This window comes from Ralstonia sp. 25mfcol4.1, from assembly GCF_900104095.1.
In the GTDB taxonomy this organism is placed as follows: domain Bacteria; phylum Pseudomonadota; class Gammaproteobacteria; order Burkholderiales; family Burkholderiaceae; genus Cupriavidus.
In genome coordinates this window covers 532,690-554,394 of record NZ_FNJO01000001.1, presented here as the reverse complement: position 1 = coordinate 554,394, position 21,705 = coordinate 532,690, and the positions used below count along the sequence as shown (strand labels likewise).

Annotated in this window: 18 protein-coding genes and 1 tRNA gene; 11 read left to right on the top strand and 8 right to left on the bottom strand. The window is 66.4% G+C overall.

The genetic code is table 11. The features are described from left to right. Positions 1–240 precede the first annotated feature (240 nt). The 4 genes from BLQ58_RS02490 (at position 241) to folE2 (ending at position 4,514) form a co-directional block, all read left to right on the top strand. Complete coding sequence (locus BLQ58_RS02490; RefSeq protein WP_092594392.1) at positions 241–537, top strand: exodeoxyribonuclease VII small subunit; 297 nt, start codon at positions 241–243, stop codon at positions 535–537. Then, on the top strand, positions 534–1,418 hold the full coding sequence (locus tag BLQ58_RS02485) for a polyprenyl synthetase family protein (RefSeq protein WP_092594391.1): 885 nt from the start codon (positions 534–536) through the stop codon (positions 1,416–1,418). The genes BLQ58_RS02490 and BLQ58_RS02485 overlap by 4 nt, the downstream gene beginning before the upstream one ends. A gap of 44 nt (positions 1,419–1,462) precedes the next feature. Then, positions 1,463–3,379, top strand: coding sequence for a 1-deoxy-D-xylulose-5-phosphate synthase (gene dxs / locus BLQ58_RS02480; RefSeq protein WP_092594390.1), 1,917 nt, complete (start codon positions 1,463–1,465; stop codon positions 3,377–3,379). A gap of 331 nt (positions 3,380–3,710) precedes the next feature. Next, on the top strand, positions 3,711–4,514 hold the full coding sequence (gene folE2 / locus BLQ58_RS02475) for a GTP cyclohydrolase FolE2 (protein WP_092594389.1): 804 nt from the start codon (positions 3,711–3,713) through the stop codon (positions 4,512–4,514). A gap of 46 nt (positions 4,515–4,560) precedes the next feature. On the opposite strand, the gene tsaD is transcribed toward folE2, so the two are convergent. Beyond that, positions 4,561–5,619 carry a tRNA (adenosine(37)-N6)-threonylcarbamoyltransferase complex transferase subunit TsaD gene (gene tsaD, locus BLQ58_RS02470; protein ID WP_092594388.1) on the bottom strand — a complete coding sequence of 353 codons (1,059 nt, stop codon included), beginning with the start codon at positions 5,617–5,619 and terminating at the stop codon, positions 4,561–4,563. A 148-nt stretch (positions 5,620–5,767) separates the two neighbouring features. On the opposite strand from tsaD, the gene BLQ58_RS02465 reads away from it, so the two are divergent. The 3 genes from BLQ58_RS02465 to dnaG all read left to right on the top strand — a co-directional run bounded on the left by BLQ58_RS02465 (position 5,768) and on the right by dnaG (position 9,694). Then, on the top strand, positions 5,768–7,003 hold the full coding sequence (locus BLQ58_RS02465; protein WP_092594387.1) for a BaiN/RdsA family NAD(P)/FAD-dependent oxidoreductase: 1,236 nt from the start codon (positions 5,768–5,770) through the stop codon (positions 7,001–7,003). A gap of 181 nt (positions 7,004–7,184) precedes the next feature. Continuing rightward, complete coding sequence (locus tag BLQ58_RS02460) at positions 7,185–7,634, top strand: GatB/YqeY domain-containing protein (RefSeq protein ID WP_092594386.1); 450 nt, start codon at positions 7,185–7,187, stop codon at positions 7,632–7,634. A gap of 218 nt (positions 7,635–7,852) precedes the next feature. Next, entirely contained in the window at positions 7,853–9,694 is a 1,842-nt protein-coding gene (dnaG, locus tag BLQ58_RS02455; RefSeq protein WP_092594385.1) for a DNA primase, read from the top strand. 162 nt (positions 9,695–9,856) lie between these two features. Here the strand turns inward: dnaG and BLQ58_RS29035 are convergent, their stop codons facing one another. Next, the gene (locus BLQ58_RS29035) at positions 9,857–10,216 is read right to left on the bottom strand and encodes a hypothetical protein (protein ID WP_254775783.1); all 360 of its coding nucleotides are present in this window, start codon (positions 10,214–10,216) and stop codon (positions 9,857–9,859) included. On the opposite strand from BLQ58_RS29035, the gene rpoD reads away from it, so the two are divergent. Both rpoD and BLQ58_RS02445 read left to right on the top strand, forming a co-directional pair. After that, positions 10,206–12,491 carry an RNA polymerase sigma factor RpoD gene (gene rpoD, locus BLQ58_RS02450; RefSeq protein ID WP_175459819.1) on the top strand — a complete coding sequence of 762 codons (2,286 nt, stop codon included), beginning with the start codon at positions 10,206–10,208 and terminating at the stop codon, positions 12,489–12,491. The genes BLQ58_RS29035 and rpoD overlap by 11 nt on opposite strands. 16 nt (positions 12,492–12,507) lie before the next feature. Further along, positions 12,508–12,586: transfer RNA gene (locus BLQ58_RS02445), tRNA-Ile, on the top strand. Between the two features lie 80 nt (positions 12,587–12,666). On the opposite strand, the gene BLQ58_RS02440 is transcribed toward BLQ58_RS02445, so the two are convergent. The 5 genes from BLQ58_RS02440 to BLQ58_RS02420 all read right to left on the bottom strand — a co-directional run bounded on the left by BLQ58_RS02440 (position 12,667) and on the right by BLQ58_RS02420 (position 18,037). Next, the gene (locus tag BLQ58_RS02440) at positions 12,667–13,545 is read right to left on the bottom strand and encodes an NAD(P)-dependent oxidoreductase (RefSeq protein ID WP_092594589.1); all 879 of its coding nucleotides are present in this window, start codon (positions 13,543–13,545) and stop codon (positions 12,667–12,669) included. A 372-nt stretch (positions 13,546–13,917) separates the two neighbouring features. Further along, positions 13,918–14,694 carry a DeoR/GlpR family DNA-binding transcription regulator gene (locus tag BLQ58_RS02435; RefSeq protein WP_092594383.1) on the bottom strand — a complete coding sequence of 259 codons (777 nt, stop codon included), beginning with the start codon at positions 14,692–14,694 and terminating at the stop codon, positions 13,918–13,920. 113 nt (positions 14,695–14,807) lie between these two features. Next, complete coding sequence (pdxA, locus tag BLQ58_RS02430; RefSeq protein WP_092594382.1) at positions 14,808–15,809, bottom strand: 4-hydroxythreonine-4-phosphate dehydrogenase PdxA; 1,002 nt, start codon at positions 15,807–15,809, stop codon at positions 14,808–14,810. 27 nt (positions 15,810–15,836) lie between these two features. Further along, the gene (locus tag BLQ58_RS02425) at positions 15,837–17,057 is read right to left on the bottom strand and encodes a four-carbon acid sugar kinase family protein (protein WP_092594381.1); all 1,221 of its coding nucleotides are present in this window, start codon (positions 17,055–17,057) and stop codon (positions 15,837–15,839) included. Then, positions 17,054–18,037 carry a 2-keto-3-deoxygluconate permease gene (locus BLQ58_RS02420; RefSeq protein WP_092594380.1) on the bottom strand — a complete coding sequence of 328 codons (984 nt, stop codon included), beginning with the start codon at positions 18,035–18,037 and terminating at the stop codon, positions 17,054–17,056. The genes BLQ58_RS02425 and BLQ58_RS02420 overlap by 4 nt, the downstream gene beginning before the upstream one ends. 224 nt (positions 18,038–18,261) lie before the next feature. Between BLQ58_RS02420 and BLQ58_RS02415 the strand changes: the two genes are divergently transcribed. Then, complete coding sequence (locus BLQ58_RS02415) at positions 18,262–18,870, top strand: glutathione S-transferase family protein (RefSeq protein WP_092594379.1); 609 nt, start codon at positions 18,262–18,264, stop codon at positions 18,868–18,870. 211 nt (positions 18,871–19,081) lie between these two features. Here the strand turns inward: BLQ58_RS02415 and BLQ58_RS02410 are convergent, their stop codons facing one another. Continuing rightward, a complete protein-coding gene (locus BLQ58_RS02410) occupies positions 19,082–19,888 on the bottom strand; it encodes an IclR family transcriptional regulator domain-containing protein (RefSeq protein WP_092594378.1) in 807 nt (268 codons plus the stop codon). Positions 19,889–20,041: 153 nt separating this feature from the next. On the opposite strand from BLQ58_RS02410, the gene BLQ58_RS02405 reads away from it, so the two are divergent. Beyond that, positions 20,042–21,685, top strand: coding sequence for an acyl CoA:acetate/3-ketoacid CoA transferase (locus tag BLQ58_RS02405; protein ID WP_092594377.1), 1,644 nt, complete (start codon positions 20,042–20,044; stop codon positions 21,683–21,685). The last annotated feature ends 20 nt before the right edge of the window (positions 21,686–21,705 follow it).

Sequence of the window (21,705 nt, the reverse complement as noted above, 5' to 3'; positions counted from 1 at the left end):
CCAAAAATTAAGGGCCTGATTTTTTTGGGTTTTTAGCGAAAAAGTCGACCCGGGTCGTCATGGAGGTGCCCCTTCAGCCGCATTCCCAAAGACGACCCGGGCGCACACGTCACTTCCCTGTCAAAAGACTGTGCCAAGTGCACGATCCGCACGCCCGGTATCCATCAAGTGGATAAGACTGTTCTGCGGCCCGGCCCCGGATTGGCGTAAAATCGCGAATTCCCCTGATCAAGGCCTGACATGCCAAGAACGACGACCGCCCCGGTCCAGCCTGAAGATACGCCGGCCGCCAGTGCGCCACCGGCTTCCTATGAGGCCGCAATGGCCGAGCTGGAAACCCTGGTGGCGAGCATGGAAAGCGGCGAACTGCCGCTGGAAGCGTCCCTGACCGCGTACCGTCGCGGCGCGGAACTCGTCCGTTTTTGCCAGCAGAGCCTGGAGCGGGTGGCCCAGCAGGTCAAGGTTCTGGAGGGCGATGCCCTGAAACCCCTGGCCGGCGAGCCACGTTCCGATAACAACAGCGCAGATTTCGAATGAGCGATTTCGCTACCTGGATGCGGGCGCAAGGCGCCCGGACCGAGGCCGCCCTGGACACCGCACTGCCGTCCACGGACACAATTCCACACACCTTGCACGAGGCCATGCGCTATGCTGTCCTCGGCGGTGGCAAGCGGGTGCGCCCGCTGCTGGTTCATGCCGCGGGCGAGGTGGCGGGTGCGGCACCCGAGGCCTGCGATGCCGCGGCATGTGCCGTCGAGATGATCCACGCCTATTCGCTGGTTCACGACGACATGCCCTGCATGGACGACGACGACCTGCGCCGCGGCCGGCCGACGGTCCACAAGGCCTACGACGAAGCCACGGCGCTGCTGGTGGGCGATGCCCTGCAGACCCAGGCGTTCATCGTGCTGGCACAGGTGCCGGCACTCGGCGCCGAGGCGCGCCTGAAGCTCGTGGCCGAGCTGGCCATGGCGTCGGGCTCGGTGGGCATGTGCGGCGGCCAGGCGATCGACCTGCAGAACGTGGGCCTGGCAATGACGCGCGACGCACTGGAAGGCATGCATCGCATGAAGACCGGCGCCCTGCTGCGTGCCAGCGTGCGCATGGGAGCGTTGTGCGGAAACATCGATCCGGCCGGTCTGGCGGCGCTTGACCAATATGCGGCGGCCGTGGGATTGGCTTTCCAGGTGGTGGACGATATTCTCGACGTCACTGCAGATACGGCAACGCTCGGCAAGACCGCCGGGAAGGATGCCGCCAACGACAAGCCGACCTATGTATCGCTGCTTGGTCTGGATGCCGCACGCGAGCTGGCTGCCCAGCTTCGCACGGACGCCCACGAGGCGCTGGCGGGATTCGGCGCACGCGCCGGCCGGCTGGCCGAACTGGCCGACCTGATCGTGCTGCGCTCAAACTGAACTGAAAAGCCGGACACACAGAATCCGGCGGCCGAACGGACATCATGACCTACACGCTGCTCAACAATATCGACGACCCCGCGGACCTGCGCAAGCTGGACCGCCGCCAGCTCGGCACGCTTGCCGACGAACTTCGCGCCTACGTGCTGGAATCGGTCTCGCAAACCGGCGGTCACCTGTCGTCCAACCTGGGCACGGTGGAGCTGACCATTGCGCTGCACTATGTGTTCGACACCCCGAGCGACCGCATCGTCTGGGACGTGGGTCACCAGAGCTACCCCCACAAGATCCTGACCGGCCGCCGCGACCGCATGTCGACGCTGCGCCAGTACGGTGGTATCTCCGGCTTCCCGCGTCGCTCGGAAAGCGAATACGACACCTTCGGCACGGCCCATTCGTCGACCTCGATCTCGGCCGCGCTCGGCATGGCCCTGGGAGCGCGCACGATGGGTCACAAGCGCGTGGGCATCGCCGTGATCGGCGACGGCGCGATGACCGCCGGCATGGCCTTCGAGGCCATGAACAACGCCGGGGTCTACAAGGACCTGCCGATGCTGGTGGTGCTGAACGACAACGACATGTCGATCTCGCCGCCGGTTGGCATGCTGAACAAGCACCTGGCCCGCCTGCTGTCGGGCCAGTTCTACGCGGCCACCAAGAAGGGCATCGAGAAGGTGCTGTCGGTGGCGCCGCCGGTGCTCGAATTCGCCAAGCGCCTGGAAGAACATGCCAAGGGCATGGTCGTGCCGGCCACGCTGTTCGAGGAATTCGGCTTCGACTACATCGGCCCGATCGACGGTCATGACCTGGAATCGCTGGTGCCGACGCTGCAGAACATCCGCCAGCGCGCCCTGGAAGGCCACGGCCCGCAGTTCCTGCACGTGGTGACCAAGAAGGGCCAGGGCTACAAGCTGGCCGAGGCCGACCCGATCCTGTATCACGGCCCGGGCAAATTCAACCCCGCCGAGGGCATCCGCCCGTCTGCCAAGCCGTCGCGCAAGACATACACGCAGGTATTCGGCGAATGGCTGTGCGACATGGCCGCCGCCGACAAGCGCCTGATCGGCGTGACGCCGGCCATGCGCGAAGGCTCGGGCATGGTGGAGTTCGAGAAGCGTTTCCCGGATCGTTACTACGACGTGGGCATTGCCGAACAGCACGCCGTGACGTTTGCCGGCGGCCTGGCCTGCGAGGGTCTGAAGCCGGTCGTGGCGATCTACTCGACGTTCCTGCAGCGCGGCTACGACCAGCTGATCCACGACGTGGCGCTGCAGAACCTGCCGGTGGTGTTCGCGCTGGACCGCGCCGGCCTGGTGGGCGCCGACGGTGCCACGCACGCCGGTGCGTACGATATCCCGTTCCTGCGTTGCATCCCGAACATGATGGTGATGACGCCGGCCGACGAGCAGGAATGCCGCCAGCTGCTGACCACGGCATACCAGCAGGATTGCCCGACCGCCGTACGCTACCCGCGTGGCGCGGGCGTGGGCGTGGCTACCGAGGCCGCGCTGACGGCGCTGCCGCTGGGCAAGGGCGAGATTCGCCGCGCAGGCCAGGCGCGTGCCGGCCAGCGCGTGGCCATCCTGGCATTCGGTTCGATGCTGCATCCGTCGCTCGCGGCCGCGGATTCGCTCGATGCCACCGTGGCAAACATGCGTTTCGTGAAGCCGCTGGACGTTGACCTGGTCAAGCAGCTGGCCGCGAACCATGACTACCTGGTGACGGTGGAAGAGGGCGCGACGATGGGCGGCGCCGGCAGCGCCGTGCTCGAAGCCCTGGCCGAGGCCGGCATCGAGATTCCGACGCTGGTGCTGGGGCTGCCCGACAAGTTCATCGATCACGGCGATCCGGCTTTCCTGCTGTCGCAGTGTGGCCTGGATGCCGCTGGCATCGAGCGTTCGGTGCGCGAGCGTTTTGCGCTGACCGGGCAGCCGGTGAAGGTGGCCACGCGCGTCGCCTGACGGCCAGTCGCCAGCACGCTTTACCCGGGACCGGCGCGGATTATCCGCGCCGGTTTTGTTTTGGCTGTCCGCAAACGGCAGGAAGCTGCATCGGCGGGCCATTGTCCGCATGAAATACGCGGATTCACGCGTGGGCGCGGCAGCACCTTCCAATATTGCGTAGAATCGCCATTCCCATTTTTGTGTTCGCAGCTGCGGGCCGGCGCCCCCCTCGTTTTCTGTCCGGACCCGTCGTTTCACACTCGTTGCGCGGCGTGGAGAAATCCTGCGAAAACGCCGCGACCGTAAGGATGGCCGTCATCCCCTGACGACGTCCTGGAGGAAACCGTAGATGAATGACATCAATCCCGCCTTCGTGATGCCCGACGTGCAATCGAGCGTCGATACCCGCCAGATCGTGATCCAGCGCGTGGGCGTCAAGGGCGTGCGATATCCGCTGACACTGAAGACGCCGGCTGGCGACATCGGCACCGTTGGCACGTTCAACCTGGACGTACGCCTGCCGGCGGACCAGAAGGGCACGCATATGTCGCGTTTCGTGGCGCTGCTGGAAGACAACCGCGCGCCGCTGGACCTGGCCCGGTTCCGTGCGCTGCTCGACGACATGCTGGTGCGCCTGGAAGCCGATGCCGGCCGCATCGAGGTATCGTTCCCGTACTTCATCAGCAAGACCGCGCCGGTGTCGGGCGTGCAGTCGCTGCTGGACTACGAAGTGACGCTGGCCGGCGAGAAGCGCGACGGGCGGACGCGCCTGTTCCTGACCGCGCTGGTGCCGGTCACGAGCCTGTGCCCGTGCTCGAAGAAGATCTCGCAGTACGGCGCGCATAACCAGCGATCGCACATCACCATGCAGGTGGAACTGGCCGGCGACCTGGATGTGGAAACGCTGGTGCGCATGGCCGAGGAAGAGGCATCGTGCGAGCTGTGGGGCCTGCTCAAGCGTCCCGACGAAAAGTTCGTGACCGAGCGCGCCTACGAGAACCCGAAGTTCGTGGAGGACCTGGTGCGCGACATCGCCATGCGTCTGAATGCCGATGAACGGATCGTGGCGTACACGCTGGAAGCCGAGAACTTCGAGTCGATCCACAATCACAGCGCCTACGCCGTGATCGAGCGCGACAAGCGCGTCGCGTAAGCGTTCGAGGTGGCTCCCCGCTTCCGCCCGGCGCGGGCGGGGAGAACTAGCTGTCCTGCGAAGCCGGCGTGCCGGCAGGGGCCGGCAGGCGGATATCGGACAAATCCCAGCGCGGCGTGACGCCGTAGTCGTAGCCATGTCGCGCCAGCTGGGGCGCGGCCTGCAGGCGCATGGCGCCGGCAAAGGCGATCATCGCCCCGTTGTCGGTACAAAAGGCCAGGTCGGGGTAGTACACGTCCACCTTGCGGCGGCGGCCCATCTCGTCGAGCCGCTCGCGCAGCTGCCGGTTGGCGCCGACGCCGCCGGCCACCACCAGCCGCTTGTGGCCGGTCTGCTTGAGCGCGTTGAACGACTTTGCGGCCAGCACGTCGACGATGGCATCGACAAACGACCGCGCCAGGTTGGCCCGGTCCTGCTCGCAGGCGTTGCCGAGCTTGCGCGTCTGCGTCAGCACGGCGGTCTTGAGCCCCGCGAACGAGAAATCGAGATTGCCGGAATGGAGCATCGGCCGTGGCAGCTCGAACGCGCCGGGATTGCCGAATTCGGCCAGCCGCGACACCTCGGGGCCGCCCGGATAGCCGAGGCCCAGCAGCTTGGCGGTCTTGTCGAACGCTTCCCCTGCGGCGTCGTCGAGCGTTTCGCCCAGCAGCGTGTAGTCGCCAATGCCTTTGACTTCCATCAACTGGGTGTGGCCGCCCGACACCAGCAGCGCGACAAACGGGAACGGCGGCGGGGCATCAGTCAGCAGCGGCGAAAGCAGGTGTCCTTCCAGATGGTGAACGCCCACCATCGGCACATCCAGCGCAAAGCCCAGCGCGTTGGCCACCGAGGCGCCCACCAGCAGCGCACCGGCCAGGCCGGGCCCCTGGGTATAGGCGATGGCGTCGATGTCCTTGCGCTGGCGGCCGGCATCGTCCAGCACCTGCTGCAACAGCGGCAGCACGCGGCGGATATGGTCACGCGACGCCAGTTCCGGCACCACGCCACCGTATTCGCGATGCATGGCGATCTGCGAGTGCAGCGCATGCGCCAGCAGACCGGCCCCGGTGTCGTAGAGGGCCAGCCCGGTTTCATCGCAGGAGGATTCGATACCGAGGACAAGCATGGGAATTCTGGTGCGGCCGGACGGGTTCGGGCTGCAACTGCAGCGATCTTGCCGGCAAAAATCGGAAGGCCAGCAGGGTAGCACACCCTGACCCCATGCGCTCGGGCGCCAGTCATTCGCTACAATCGCGGCTTCTTGAAAGGGCGACATGACACAAGGCAGGAAAGACCGGTTCGACGTGGCGGTGCTGGGCGCGGGTGCGGCCGGCATGATGTGTGCCGCCGTGGCCGGCCAGCGCGGCGCACGGGTGGTGCTGATCGACCATGCCACGCGGCTGGCCGAGAAGATCCGCATCTCGGGCGGCGGCCGTTGCAATTTCACGAACCTGCAGGCCGGCCCGGCCAACTACCTGTCGTCGAACCCGCATTTCTGCCGGTCGGCCCTTGCCCGCTACACGCCGCAGGACTTCCTGGGCCTGCTGCGCCGCTACGACATCGGCTGGCACGAAAAGCATCGCGGCCAGCTGTTCTGCAACAACAGCGCCGAAGACATCATCCAGCTGCTGCGCGCCGAATGTGACGCCGGAAGCGTGCACTGGCAGACCGGCTGCACGATCGACGAGATTCGCAAGGAAGGGGACGACTACCTGCTGTTGACCAGACAGGGCCCGGTGCGCGCCGGCGCGGTGGTGGTGGCTACCGGCGGGTTGTCGATCCCGAAGATCGGCGCGACGGATTTCGGGTATCGCATTGCTCGCCAGTTCGGGCTCAAGGTCGTGGAAACCCGCCCTGCGCTGGTGCCGCTGACGTTCGACGGTCAGGCCTGGCAGCCGTTCGTGCCGCTGGCCGGGGTGTCGATGGAGGTCGATATCGCCACCGGCAGCGGCAAGTCGGCCGGCGCCTTCAAGGAAGACCTGCTCTGGACCCACCGTGGTCTGTCAGGGCCGGCCGTATTGCAGATTTCCAGCTACTGGCGGCCCGGCACGCCCATCGAGATCGACCTGTTCGATGGCGAGGACGCCGCGGACTGGCTGATCGGCCATAAGAAAGGCGGTCGCAAGCATCTGGATAACCTGCTGGCCGAACGCCTGCCATCCCGGCTTGCCGACGCCTGGTGCGCCGCCGTGGGTCTGCAGGGCACGCAGTCGGTGGCCGACATGCCTGACAAGGCGCTGCGCCAGCTTGGCGAGGCGCTGAACCGCTGGCGACTTGTGCCGTCCGGCACCGAGGGCTACAAGAAGGCCGAGGTCACGCTCGGCGGCGTGGATACACGGGGGCTGTCGTCGTCGACCATGATGGCGCGTGACGTCGACGGCTTGTACTTCATCGGCGAAGTGGTGGACGTGACCGGCTGGCTGGGCGGCTACAACTTCCAGTGGGCCTGGGCATCGGCCGTGGCGGCAGGCGAGGCGGCGGCCGAGGCGGCGCGGGGCCGGTCCGCATAGACACCGCGCATGCAGTGGCGCAGGCCATGCGCTACAATCGGCGCTCTCGCACATGACCGGTGAGGCGCTTCGTTCCCTTTTGACCGACGCTTTGCTTCTGCAAGAAACCCGCTACGGGCCATGGCTCCGGCGGGTTTTTGCGTTATGGTCCCAGTTGCTACCAATTTTTCGGAAGATTGCCATGTCCCTGAAAGCCCGCATTACCGATGACATGAAGACCGCCATGCGCGCCCGCGAGACCGAGCGCCTCGGCACCATCCGACTGCTGCAGGCTGCCATCAAGCAGCGTGAGGTGGACGAGCGCGTGGAGCTGGACGACGCCGCCGTGACCGCGGTCATCGACAAGATGATCAAGCAGCGCAAGGACTCGATCAGCCAGTTCGAGCAGGCCGGTCGCGACGACCTGGTGGCCAAGGAGAAGGCCGAGGTCGATGTGCTGGTGGCCTACATGCCCGCACAACTGTCGGAAGCCGAAGTGGCCGCCGAAGTGCAGAAGGCCGTGACGGAAGCCGGCGCCACCGGCCCGCAGGACATGGGCAAGGTCATGGGTCTGGTGAAAGCTCGCCTGGCCGGCCGTGCCGACATGACAGCGGTGTCCGGTCTGGTCAAGGCTGCCCTTGCACCCAAATAATTGGCAGTCGCATCAGATATAAGCAGGATTAGCAGTTGCGAAGCGCGGAGTTGGCGTCGCGTTGACGGGACATGGCGCTAAATGTCGGCGAAGGCCGGCATTTCGTTGCGGCTGCACTACAATGATTCGATGGCAGCCGGGCGACGTTCCGGTCACGCATTCCAGAAAAATGGCCGCCGGTGTGTCCGGCAGGCCTTGGCATCAGGACGGTCAGTCGGGTGATTCCGCAATCCTTCATTCAGGACCTGCTCAACCGCGTGGACATTGTCGACGTGGTGGGCAAGTACGTACAGTTGAAGAAGGGCGGGGCCAACTTCATGGGCCTGTGCCCGTTCCACAACGAAAAATCCCCTTCGTTTACGGTTTCCCCGACCAAGCAGTTCTATCACTGCTTTGGCTGCGGCGCGCATGGCTCGGCCATCGGCTTCCTGATGGAGTATTCGGGCCAGTCGTACCCCGATGCCGTGCGCGAGCTGGCGCAGTCGGTGGGGTTGTCCGTTCCCGAGGAACGCAACAGCTTGCCGCCCGCCCAGCGCGCGGAACAGCAGGCCAGATCGGTGGCACTGAGCGACGCCATGTCGCGGGCCACGGAGTTCTACAAGAAACAGCTGCGCGGTGCGCCGCAGGCCATCCAGTACCTGAAGGGCCGCGGCCTGACCGGCGAGATTGCCGTGCGGTTCGGACTTGGTTACGCGCCGGACGACTGGCAGGGCCTGGAAGCCGTGTTCGGCACGTATCGCGACGATGCGATCGCGGCGCCACTAGTCGAAAATGGCCTGTTGATCGAATCCCCGGACAAGCGTGACGCCGACGGCAAGCCGCGCCGTTACGACCGGTTCCGTGACCGGATCATGTTCCCCATCCGGAACACCAAGGGCAACGTGATCGGATTTGGCGGTCGCGTCATGGGTCAGGGCGAGCCTAAATACCTGAACTCCCCCGAAACGCCGCTCTTCAGCAAGGGAACGGAGCTCTACGGCCTGTTTGAGGCGCGACACGCCGTTCGCGAGAATGGCTACGTGCTGGTGGTGGAGGGCTACATGGACGTGGTGGCTCTGGCGCAGCTTGGCTTTGCCAACGCGGTTGCCACGCTGGGCACGGCTTGTACGGCGATCCACGTGCAGAAGCTGCTGCGCCAGACCGACGCCGTGGTCTTCTCGTTCGACGGCGATGCCGCCGGGCGCCGGGCCGCGCGGCGGGCGCTGGAAGCCTGCCTGCCCCATGTGGCTGACAACAAGACCATCCGCTTTCTGTTCCTGCCCGCCGAGCACGACCCCGACAGCTACGTGCGTGAAGAGGGTACCGACGCTTTCGCGCGTCAGGTGCAGAACGCGATGCCGCTGTCGCGCTTTCTGCTCCAGATCGTCACGGAAGACCAGGACCTGCGGCAGCCCGAAGGCCGCGCCCGCGCCCAGTTCGAGGCCAAGCCGCTGCTGCAGGCCATGCCGGCCGGCGGTCTGCGGCTACAGATTGTGCGCGAACTTGCCGATGCTACCGGTACGACGCCGGCCGAAATCGAGGCGGTGTGCGGGCTGGGTAGCGACTCGTCGCGGGTGGGCCGTTTCTCGCAGCCGCGCCCCCGCGCGCGGCGCCAGGCGCCGACCGGGCTGGAGCAGCAGGTGATTCAGCTGCTGATGAGCTACCCGTCGCTGGCTAGCCGGCTTGACGAGGATGCCCGCGCCTTGCTGCTCGATCCGCAGCGTCCGGAAACCGAAGTGCTTGCTCACTTGGTAGCCGCCTGCGACGGCATCCAGGGCACCATGAATTTTGCGGCCTTCAACGAGCAACTGGCCCAGACGCCGTACGCGGACGTCTACGCCGCCGCCCGGGCCGCCGTGCTGAAGGAAGAAATGGAAGAGGCGCTTGCGACACTTGAATTCGACGGCGCCGTACACAAGCTGCTGGCAGACCCGCTGCAGCGCGAACTGGAGACATTGCTGGCCGCCATACAGGCCGGCACCGCCAATGAGGACGACAAGGCGCGCTATCGCTGGCTGATGCCGGAAGTACAGCGCCGTCGTCAGATGGGATGGCGGCCCGTCAACGCGGAAGACGAGTAGCCGCCACGCGGCACCCGATAAAAAGCGCAGCACACAGATTTTTCGGCTTGAGCCATTGCACATGTGATCCCAACTGACGGACGAATCCGGGGTCTAATCGCTTAAGCCTTGATTTTTCAGGTGAAAACCTCACCTGACAGGAAGCCGGGGATTGGCGACGTGCTACAATGCCCGGTTTGGATTGCGAAATCTCTCTCCAGTACTGGCGAAAGTGAGCGTGCCAATGGCAAAGGCCAAAGCAACCGAAAGGGCAGCCGAGAAGGCTCCCTCCAAAGCTCCCCAATCAGGGAGCGGCAAGGCGTCCGTGAAAACAACGGCGGCGAAGACTTCGACCGCGTCAGTCAGGACGACATCAGCCCGGTCTGCGCCAGCAAAGTCCGCGCGTAGCGTTTCAGCGCCCGCCGGAACCACTTCCGCCAGGAATCGCACATCCGAAAATTCAAAGCCCTCGACTTCGGCACGCGAGAGCGGCAGCAGCGCCAATACAAGCGGCAGTGATGCCGCTGCAACAGTGAAAGGCAAGAGTATCACCGTGGCGAAACAGCAGAATACCGAAGTCGAGAGCAAGCGTGCGGCAACGACGGCCGGCACCCGGACCAGCAGCGCCAAGGCTGGCGCCGCTGCCGCCGCGCCGAAGGCCCGTGCCGCAACTCCCGCACCCGTTGCATCGGAGCGCCCCGCCGCCCCGGCCGTCAAGCCCGAGCCGAAGAAGCGTGGCCGCAAGCCCAAGGCCGAGATGCAGCAAGAAGACAGCACCATCGAAGACGTGACTGAAGAGTTTTACGACAACGACGCGCCCGCCTCCACGCCCGCGGCGGCCCCCAAGACCGAGAAGCAGAAGGCCAAGGACCGCAAGGCCAAGGAAAAGGCGCTGCTCAAGGAATTCGCTTCGTCCAACCAGGCCGGCAGCGAGGAAGAACTCGAGGTCCGCCGCCAGAAGCTGAAGGCGCTGATCAAGCTGGGCAAGTCGCGCGGTTACCTGACCTATGCGGAAATCAACGATCACCTTCCGGACGACATGGTCGATTCGGAAACGATCGACACGCTGGTCGCCACGCTGAACGACATCGGCATCGCCGTCTACGAACAGGCGCCGGACGCCGAGACGCTGCTGCTGAACGACAACGCCCCGTCGGCCACCAGCGAGGAAGAGGCCGAGGAAGAGGCCGAAGCCGCGCTGTCCACCGTCGATTCCGAATTTGGCCGCACCACCGACCCGGTCCGCATGTACATGCGCGAAATGGGCACCGTGGAACTGCTGACGCGCGAAGGCGAAATCGAGATCGCCAAGCGTATCGAAGCCGGCCTGAAGGACATGGTCATGGCCATTTCGGCCTGCCCGGTCACGATCTCGGAAATTCTGGCCAGCGCCGAGCGCATCGCCAACGAAGAGATGAAGATCGACGAATTCGTCGATGGCCTGATCGATCCGAACGCCGAGGAAGTCCAGGACAACTCGCCGGCCGCCGCGGCCGCCTCCGCTGACGAGGACGAGGAGTCGGAAGACGGCGACGACGAGGAAGGCGACGAGGAAGACGACGACGAGAACGGTGCCGGCGCCGGCGCATCGGCCCGTCAGCTGGAAGAGCTGAAGCTTGCCGCGCTGGAGAAATTCCGGATCATCGCCGAGCAGTTCGACAAGATGCGCCGTGCCTTCGAAAAGGAAGGCTACAAGTCGAAGCCGTACGTGAAGGCCCAGGAAGCGATCCAGGCCGAGCTGATGGGTATCCGCTTCACCGCGCGTAACGTCGAGCGCCTGTGCGACACGCTGCGCGGCCAGGTGGACGAAGTCCGCAAGCTGGAACGTGCCATCCTGAACATCGTGGTCGACAAGTGCGGCATGCCGCGTGCCGACTTCGTGGCCCGCTTCCCCGGCAACGAGACGAACCTGGACTGGATCGAGACCATCGTCGCCGACAACAAGCCGTACAGCACGATCGTCGAGCGTAACGTGCCGGCCGTGCACGAGCTGCAGCAGAAGCTGATCGACCTGCAGGCCCGCGTGGTGCTGCCGCTGAAGGAGCTGAAGGACGTCAATCGCAAGATGTCCGAAGGCGAGAAGCGCGCCCGCGAAGCCAAGCGCGAAATGACCGAGGCCAACCTGCGTCTGGTGATCTCGATCGCGAAGAAGTACACGAACCGTGGCCTGCAGTTCCTGGACCTGATCCAGGAAGGCAACATCGGCCTGATGAAGGCGGTGGACAAGTTCGAATACCGTCGCGGCTACAAGTTCTCCACGTACGCCACGTGGTGGATCCGCCAGGCCATCACGCGCTCGATCGCCGACCAGGCCCGCACGATCCGTATCCCGGTTCACATGATCGAAACGATCAACAAGATGAACCGGATCTCGCGCCAGATCCTGCAGGAAACCGGCAACGAGCCGGATCCGGCGACGCTGGCCGAGAAGATGGAAATGCCCGAGGACAAGATCCGCAAGATCATGAAGATCGCGAAGGAACCGATCTCCATGGAAACGCCGATCGGTGACGACGACGATTCGCATCTGGGCGACTTCATCGAGGACACGAACACGCTGGCCCCGGCCGAAGCGGCGCTGCATGGCTCCATGCGCGACGTGGTGAAGGACGTGCTGGACAGCCTGACGCCGCGCGAAGCCAAGGTGCTGCGCATGCGTTTCGGCATCGAAATGAGCACGGACCACACGCTGGAAGAAGTGGGCAAGCAGTTCGACGTCACGCGCGAGCGTATCCGTCAGATCGAGGCCAAGGCACTGCGCAAGCTGCGCCACCCGAGCCGCTCCGACAAGCTGAAGAGCTTCCTGGAAGGCAGCTAAGCATCACGCCTTCTAAGGGCCTCTAGCTCATGCCTGGTTAGAGCAGCGGACTCATAATCCGTTGGTGCCGTGTTCGACTCACGGGAGGCCCACCATTGCAAACAAAGGGGTTACGGTTGATGCCGTAACCCCTTTTTTTTGGCGAAATTCCGAATCGGCGCCGAATTTCGTGAGTTCAGCCCCGTCCCGCCCGCCGCCGCGCTGTCAGCGCGAGTGCCGCCCAATCCTTCTGTCCATCGCCATGCGCGATGGCCTCGATATGCGCGTCGCGCAGCGTGCTGGCCAGCGTCATCGGCACGTTGGCCTGCTCGCCCGCTTCCAGGGCCAGCCTGACGTCCTTGCCGCCCAGCGCCAGCTTGAAGCCGGCGGGCTCGAAGCGTTGTTCGGCGATCGCACCGCCGTAGATCTTGTAGACCGGGGCGGCGAATACCGTGGCGGTGACCAGGTCCAGGAACGCGGCCGGGTCGACGTCGTAGCCCTGTGCCAGCGCCGCGCCTTCGCTCATGGCGCCAATGGCGGCGCCAATCATGAAATTCACGCCAAGCTTGACCGCGTTGGCCTGCTCCGGCTTGTCGCCAAAGATCCAGGTTTTCTGGCCCAGCACATCGAACAGCGGCTGCACGGTGGCCAGTGCCTGGGTGTCGCCGGCGGCGAGGATGTTCAGTTGGCCGGCTTCGGCCACGTTGACGCGGCCCAGTACCGGCGCCGCGACGTAGGCTACGCCACGCGCCGCATGGAGCGCGGCCAGTTCGCGCGCCAGCGTCACCGAGACGGTGCCCATGTTGATATGGATGGCGCCACGGGCCAGGGCGTCCAGCGCACCGCCGCCGAGGATGGTGTCGCGCGTGGCGTCGTCGTCGGCCAGCATCGTGATCAGCACCTCGGCCCCCCTGGCGGCGTCGGCAGCCGTGGTGGCGCCGTGCGCGCCCTGTGCGACGAGCCGGTCGACGGGGCCCGGCGAGCGGTTCCAGGCGCGTACCGAATGGCCGGCCTTGAGCAGGTTTGCGGCCATCGGCAGCCCCATCGTGCCGAGTCCAAGGAAAGCGATTTGCATGACGGCCTCCATCGGGTGATTGCGTGCGTCTAACGTACTTGGCTTGCCTGCGTGCGTGGGATGCACGGGCGGGAAGGGGCAAGTTAGCACGCGCGCGCGCGGGGCGTATTAGCCCTGCTCCGGGTGCGGGATGCCGATACCGCTACATCCGGTGGTCGGGCATGGCGCTGCGGCGCCGATCCACCGTGCCGGTGTGCTGCGCAGAAACGCAGGGTGTCCAGTCGGTTGAGGTTGTCGTAGAGCACCAGGCTCTCGGGCAGGTTGCCGATGCGCCGGGAACACGATGGATGTCCCCGGCATGCGTGCGCGACTCGGTGCATGACGGTCGCCGCCATCCCCAACCATCGCCGCCCTTGCGGCATCAGATGGGAGCTACTCGGCTACCACCACCTCGACCTGCTTGAGCGCGTGAAACGGTTCCAGCTGCGCCGGCGTGGCGTCGGCATCGGTGACCAGCGTCCAGGCGCGTTCCAGCGGGGTCCAGTGCTGCTGGCGGGCGCGGCCGAGCTTGGTGGAATCGACCAGCACGAAGATGTCGGCAGCCTGGCGGATGATGCATTCCTTCAGGTAGGCTTGTTCCGCGCTGGCTTCGCACAGGCCCACGCCGGCCACCACGCCGTCGGCGCCCAGGAATGCCTTGTCGACGCTGATGCGTGACAGCGCCACCTGCGCCAGCGGCCCGAACGTGCCCATGCTCGACGGGCGCACATCGCCGCCGATCAGCGTGACGCGGATTCTGGGCAGGCCCGCCAGCGCGGTTACGGCCAGCAGGTTCGTGGTGTAGACGTGCAGGTCTTCGCGCGCGGCCAGCAGGCGGGCCAGCGCGGCGGCCGTGGTGCCGCTGTCCAGCAGCACCGCGTCGCCGTCCTGCACGAAACTTGCCGCCAGGCGGGCGATGGCTTCCTTCTGGTCGCGCTGCAGGGCCTTGCGTTCCTCCAGCGATGCCTCGGGTTCGTGGCCGCCCACCTGCATCAGCGCGGCGGCGCCGCCGTAGGTGCGCACGATGCGGCCTTCGCGCGCCAGCGCGGTCAGGTCGCGGCGCACGGTTGCCTCGGACACGCCAAGGCTCGCGGTCAGCCGGTCGACGTTGGCGTCTTCACCCGCAAGCACGAGTTCGAGGATGGCGCGGCGGCGGTCGGCGGCTTTCATGAGCGAGACAAGAAAAAGGGGATCGAAAATCGATCCCCGATCTTACAGCAGTGCAGGCGCCGTCAGATGCGCGCCGGGCGACCATACGAGATCAGTCGGCAATCAGTCGGCAATCAAGCGCGCCGCGTGGCCAGCTCCGCGCCCTGGCGCAGGGCTTCCAGCAGGCTGCGCTCGTCGGCGATGCCCTTGCCGGCGATGTCGAACGCGGTGCCATGGTCAACCGAAGTGCGGATGACCGGCAGGCCGACGGTGATGTTCACGCCGGCTTCCAGGCCCAGCACCTTCACCGGGCCGTGGCCCTGGTCGTGGTACATCGCCACCACCAGGTCGAAATCGCCCCGGCCGGCGCGAAAGAACAGCGTATCGGCCGGCAGCGGGCCTTCCACATCCACGCCCTGCGCGCGCAGCGCCTCGACGGCGGGGATGATCTTCTGCTCTTCCTCGCCCTGGCCGAACAGGCCGTTCTCGCCGGCGTGCGGGTTGATGCCGCACACGCCGATGCGCGGCGCGGCAATGCCGGCGCGCTTGAGCGTGGTGTTGCCGCGGTCGATCGTGCGCTGGACCAGGCCCGGCTCGATCTTGCGGATGGCGTCCATCAGGCCGATGTGGGTGGTCACGTGGATCACGCGCAGCTTCGGCGCCACCAGCATCATCGACACCTCGGGCGTGCCGGTCAGGTGCGCCAGCATCTCGGTATGGCCCGGGAACTTGTGGCCGCCGGCGTGCAGCGCCTCCTTGTTCAGCGGCGCGGTGCAGATCGCGTCGATCTTTTCCTGCTGCGTCAGTTGCACGGCGCGCTCGATGTAGCGGAACGCGGCGTCGCCGGCCACGGCCGACAGCTTGCCGAACGGCAGGTCTTCCGGGATCAGCCCCAGGTCGATGCAGTCGATCGTGCCCATCTCGAAGCGGGCTTCGTCGGGCGAGGCGATGGCGCGCACCTTGAGCGTCGAGTTGACCAGGCGGCCGGCCTGCTCCAGCCGGCGCGCGTCCCCGATGACCAGCGGGCGGCACTGGGCGTAGACGCTCTCGTGCGCCAGGCTCTTGACGATGACTTCGGGCCCAATGCCCGTCGCATCACCCATCGTGATGCCGATAACCGGAATGTAGTCGCTCATTTGTCCATGTCCCGTTTGGTGGGGAAATCAGTCCTGGCGCATGGCTTGCCAGGCAAGCCATAGCGCGGCGTCGGTGCCGAACGCGCCCGCCTTGGTGGCAATGCGGCGCGTGGGGCCCGTGAGGGTTTCGGATAGCGGCACGCCGGCTTCCACCTCGCGCTTCAGCGTGAGGGCGCCGATGCCGGCGGCCGCCAGCATCGCACGTGCCGTTTCGCCGCCGGTGGCGATCAGGCCGCCGACGTGCGCAAAATAGGGCAATACCAGCTGCGCCAGCGCGGTGGACAGCTGCGGCCCTTCGGCCGGATCGAACGCGTCGTCGCGGCCGATGCTGACCAGCAGGTCGCGGCCCGCCATCAGGCATTCGGCAATCGACTGCTGCGACGCGGTCCATGCCGCGTGGTACGCGCCGTCGCGCAGCGCCTGCGGCGGCACCACCAGCGCGTCGATGCCGGCCTGTTCGCAAAGATAGGCGGCCTGCCTGCCCGACACGCCGGACATGCTGCCCACCAGCGTCAGCACCGGGCCTTCGTGGCGGGGCGCGGGGGGCGAGGCTTCCACGCCCCGCACGGGTGCCGCCGCCGACAGGGCGCGTGCCAGACCGCCCGAGCCCACCCAGAACACCGGCGTGGCCAGGTCGATCGATGCCTGGGCAAGGGTAAGCAGATCGGCGTCGATGTCGGCATCGCAGACCACGGCCTGATAGCCCTCGGCCTGCCAGCCTGCCAGTTGAGACTGCACGGCGGCCATGCCGGCGCGCAGTGTGTAGAGCGAAATGCGCGCGGCGCGCAGGCCCTGGGCTTCGAGCAGCGCCACCATGTCGGCGGGGCCGGTCAGGCCTTCCAGGTGCCAGATGTCGGTGCTTTCAAGCGGCTGGCCGTTCACGAACATCCGGCCATCGCGCGTGACGCGGCCCATGGCCGGAAAGGCCGGGGCGACGATGGCCAGGCCGGCCACCGGCTGCAGCGCGGCCGTTTCGGCGGCCCAGTTGCCGCGCAGGGTCGAATCGATCTTCTTGTAGAGCCGCCGGTGTGCGGCCGTGCCGCAGCGCCAGGCTTCGAGGTTGCGCGCGGCGGCGTCGGCAGGTGCCAGGCGGCGGCTGTCGACGTCGGCGGCGACCACATCGGCACCGCCGACTTCCACGGCGGCCGCTGCATCCAGCGTCACCACCGTGCGCGCGCCATGCGCGGCGAAGCCGATCGCACAGTCTGCCGCGCCGGACAGGTCGTCGGCGATGATGAGCCAGCTCATGCGGCGGTCCTGGCCATGGTGGCGTTTGTCCGCCGTGCCACGCGACGCGCCACGAAGGCGGTCAGCAGCGGGGTCAGCACGGAAGTCACCACCACACAGGCGGCTACCAGGATCGTGGCGTGCTTGGCGGCCTCGGTGTAGGCCGGGTTGGCCGCCGCCACCAGGGTGGGCACGGCTGCCGCGTTGCCGGCGGTGCTGGCGGCGGCAACGCCCGCCACGCCGGTGCCACCGCTCAGGCGGTCGGCGATATAGAGCGTGAAGCCCGTCACCACGACCACGGCAACACCCAGCCCCAGACCCAGCATGCCGGCCTGCCATACCTTGTGCAGGTCCAGGCCGGCGCCCAGCGCCAGTGCGAAGAACGGAATCATCACGGGTACGGCCTTGCTCAGGAATTCGCGCATCTCGCGGTCCAGGTTGCCCAGGATCATGCCCAGCATCAGCGGCAGGATGCTGCCGACCAGCGTCGGCCACGGGAAGGCCGACAGGCCCGCCACGCCCAGCGTGACCATGGTCAGGAACGGCCCCGATTCGAGCGACATGATCGTGTAGGCGCCCACGTCCTCGGGCTTGCCGTACTGGCCCATCAGCGCCATGTACAGGCCGCCGTTGGTGTCATTCATCGCCGCCACCACGGCCAGCGTGGACAGGCCGGCGAACATGCCGGCGCTGATCGGCGCCTCGCCCAGGAAGTGGCCCAGGATCACGCCCAGCACGATGGCCGTGCCCACCTTGGTGGCAAACAGCACGCCGCCCTTCTTGACGATGTAGGGCGTGGCCTTGACGCTGATGCTGGCGCCCATGCAGACGTAGAACACGGCCAGGATGGGCAGCGCGCCGGTGAACAGGGCGTTGGTGAACGACCCGAAGAACTTCGGACCATCGGGGGCAAACGTTGCAACCAGCGAACCGATCAGCAATGGCACGATCATCATGCCGCCCGGCACGCGCTCGATGGCGCGCTTGATATGAATCTGCATCGTCGTCTCCTGCCGCGTGGGGTGCGGCCACTGTGTGTTTTGCGCAGTCGTTTGATCGGATCGATCAAACGTGGGGCGAAGTGTAGGCCAATCGATCGATTTTGACCAGTTCGATCATAAAAATGATTGAAATGGTCATTCCATCACACAGCGACGGGCGCGACATGGTTGCGCTATCGTATGGCTCCCGCTTCCCCCTCGTCCGTCTTGAAACTGGAGCCCAAATGAGACTGATCGGCATGCTCGATTCCCCCTATGTGCGCCGCACCGCGATCACGCTGCGGCTGCTGGGTTTGCCTTATGCGCTGGAGCAGGTGTCGGTGTTTCGCACCTTCGAGCAGTTTCGCGAGATCAATCCCGTGGTCAAGGCCCCAAGCCTGGTGTGCGACAACGACGTGGTGCTGATGGATTCGACGCTGATCATCGACTACGCCGAGGCGCTGGCCGGCCGCAGCCTGATGCCGGCAGACCTCGCCGCGCGCCAGCGCGCGCTGCGCATCGTCGGTCTGGCGCTCGCAGCGTGCGAGAAGGCGGTGCAGCATGTCTACGAGCACAACCTCCGCCCCAGCGAGAAAGTGCATCAGCCGTGGGTGCAGCGGGTGGATGGCCAGTGCGCCAGCGCCTTCGCGCTGCTCGAAGCGGAGATGAAATCGGTGCCGCTGCCTGCGGTCGAGCAGGACCTCGATCAGGCCGGCCTGACGGCGGCGGTGGTGTGGACGTTTACGCAGGCCTTGCTGCCGGGCAGGGTCGAGCCGGCGTCGCATCCTGCGCTGGCCGCATTTACTGCGGCGGCCGAGACGTTGCCCGCTTTCCGCGCCTTGCCGCACGCCTGAGCGCGAATGTGATGTATTGACGGATCAAGTCGTGTGGAATCGTACGCTGGCCGTGCGATACCCCACCAAATGCCCCACAAACGGGTGATGTGGCGCCAGTCGCCTTGCATCACGATACGCGGCGGGGCGACAGGATCCTTGCCCCGCTACCACTTCTGCCCCGCGACCTCCCCGGCCAGCGGGGCTTTTTCCTTCTGGGGCCAACGGGCACTTATCGCGCCTTCAGGATGGCCTCGATCTGCGCCGCCGCGTGGCGCAGCGGCGGCAGGTAGTGCCGTTCCAGATAGGCCTGGTCGCGGCTGCCCAGCACCATGCTCAGGCCCAGGCCGGCCACCACCTTGCCGGTCTGGTCGGTGAGCGGCACCGAGATCCCGGCAAATCCATCGACCAGTTCGCTGACCAGCGCGCAATAGCCATCGGCGCGCACTTCCGCCAGCTTGCGCGCCAGAGCCGGACGGGAGCTGATCGTAAACGGTGTCAGCTTGCGCAGTTCGGCACGGTCCAGGTAGGCGCTCAGGGCATCGTCATCGAGCCCGGCCAGCAGCACGCGGCCCAGCGAGTGCGCATAGGCCGGCATGCGGCGGCCAATCGCCATGTCCACGCGCAGCAACTGGCTGGGCTCCTCGCGCGCCACCAGCACCACCGACTCGTGGTCCAGCATGCCGACCGAACAGCTTTCGCCGGCCTCGGCGCACAGCGCCTGCAGATAAGGACGCGCAAGCTGCGGCAGGTTCATTGACGCAAAGTAGGCATAGCCCAGATCCATGACCCTCGGGGTCAGCACGAACTGGCGTCCCTGCTGGGCCACGTAGCCGTTGTGCGCCAGCGTAAGCAGCAGGCGGCGGGCGGCGGCACGCGTCACGTCCAGTTGCTCGGCCGCATCCTGCATGGTCAGGCGCTCGCTGCCGCTGGCGAACAGGCGCAGCAAAGCCAGGCCCTTGGTCAGGGAGTCGAGCAGTTCCTCCTTCCTGGGGGTCTCGATGGCGTCTTCGGTGGTCTGGGTGTCGCTGCGCGGCATGTCGGGTTCAAGCGGATCGAAATATGAGGGTTCTGCGGGTCAGACCCGACTTGCGTCCGGCCGTCCGATCCGTATGATAGGTGTTTCGCGAACATTTGTTCGCAAAACGTGGATCCGTAAAAACCACGACAGAACAAGACTCAGGAGACGGCAATGAAGGTGATCACCACCGCGCAGGCGGCAGAACTCGTCCAGACCGGCTGGACCGTGGCCAGTGCGGGGTTTGTCGGCGCCGGCCATGCCGAGGGCGTGACCGAGGCGCTGGAGCAACGCTTTCTGCGCGATGGCCTGCCGCGCGACCTGACCCTGGTCTATTCCGCAGGGCAGGGCGACCGTGGCGCACGCGGGGTGAATCACTTCGGCAATGCCGGCATGACGCGCGCCATCGTCGGCGGGCACTGGCGTTCGGCCACGCGGCTGGCCACGCTGGCCATGAACGAGGATTGCGAAGGCTTCAACCTGCCGCAGGGCGTGCTCACGCACCTGTATCGCGCCATCGCCGGGGGCAAGCCCGGCGTGCTGACGAAGATCGGCCTGCACACGTTCGTGGATCCGCGCACGACGCAGGACCCGCGCTACCACGGCGGCGCCGTCAACCAGCGGGCCCGCGACGCGATTGCGGCGGGCACCGCGAACTGGGTCGAAGCGGTTGACTTCCGGGGCGACGAATACCTGTTCTATCCGAGCTTCCGCATCGATTGCGCGCTGATCCGCTGCACGGCGTCGGACCCGCGCGGCAACCTGAGCACGCATCGCGAAGCGTTCCACCACGAACTGCTGGCCATGGCGCAGGCGGCCCACAACTCGGGGGGCATCGTGATTGCGCAGGTGGAGTCGATCGTCGACTGTCACGAGACGCTGCAGGCCATTCACGTGCCCGGCATCCTGGTGGATTACGTGGTGGTCAGCGAGCAGCCCGCGCATCACCAGATGACGTTTGCCGAGACGTACAACGACGCCTACGTGCGCCCGTGGCGTGGCGAGCGTGCCGATGCCGCCGAGAAGGCGAAGGAAGCGCAATCGCTGCCAGCCCCATCGGCCGCGCTGGACGCCCGCACCATCGTGCAGCGCCGCGCCGTGATGGAACTGGCCGCGCGCCGGCCGCGCGTGGTGAACCTGGGTGTGGGCATGCCGGCCGCCGTGGGCGCGCTGGCACACCAGGCCGGACTCGACGGCTTCACGCTGACCGTGGAGGCCGGGCCCATCGGTGGCACGCCGGCCGATGGGCTGAGCTTTGGCGCGTCGGCCTATCCCGAGGCCGTGGTCGACCAGCCCGCGCAGTTCGATTTCTATGAGGGCGGCGGCATCGACCTGGCCATCCTGGGTCTTGCCGAGCTCGATGGCCACGGCAACGTGAACGTGAGCAAGTTCGGCGAAGGCGAGGGCGCGCTGATCGCCGGCGTGGGCGGCTTCATCAACATCACGCAGAGCGCCCGCGCGGTGGTCTTCATGGGCACGCTGACGGCCGGCGGGCTGGAGGTTCGCGCCGCGGACGGCGCGCTGCAGATCGTCAAGGAAGGGCGCGTCAGGAAGATCGTGCCCGAGGTCTCGCACCTGAGCTTCAATGGCCCGTACGTCGCGTCGCTGGGCATTCCGGTGCTGTACGTGACCGAGCGCGCCGTGTTCGAGATGCGCGCCGATGCCAGCGGCGACGCGCGCCTGACGCTGGTGGAAATCGCTCCGGGGGTGGACCTGCAGCGCGACGTGCTCGACCAGTGCGCCACGCCGGTGGCGGTGGCCGACGACCTGCGCACGATGGACGCGCGGCTGTTCCAGCCGGGGCCGATGCGGCTCTGAGCGCGATTCAAGAAACTACT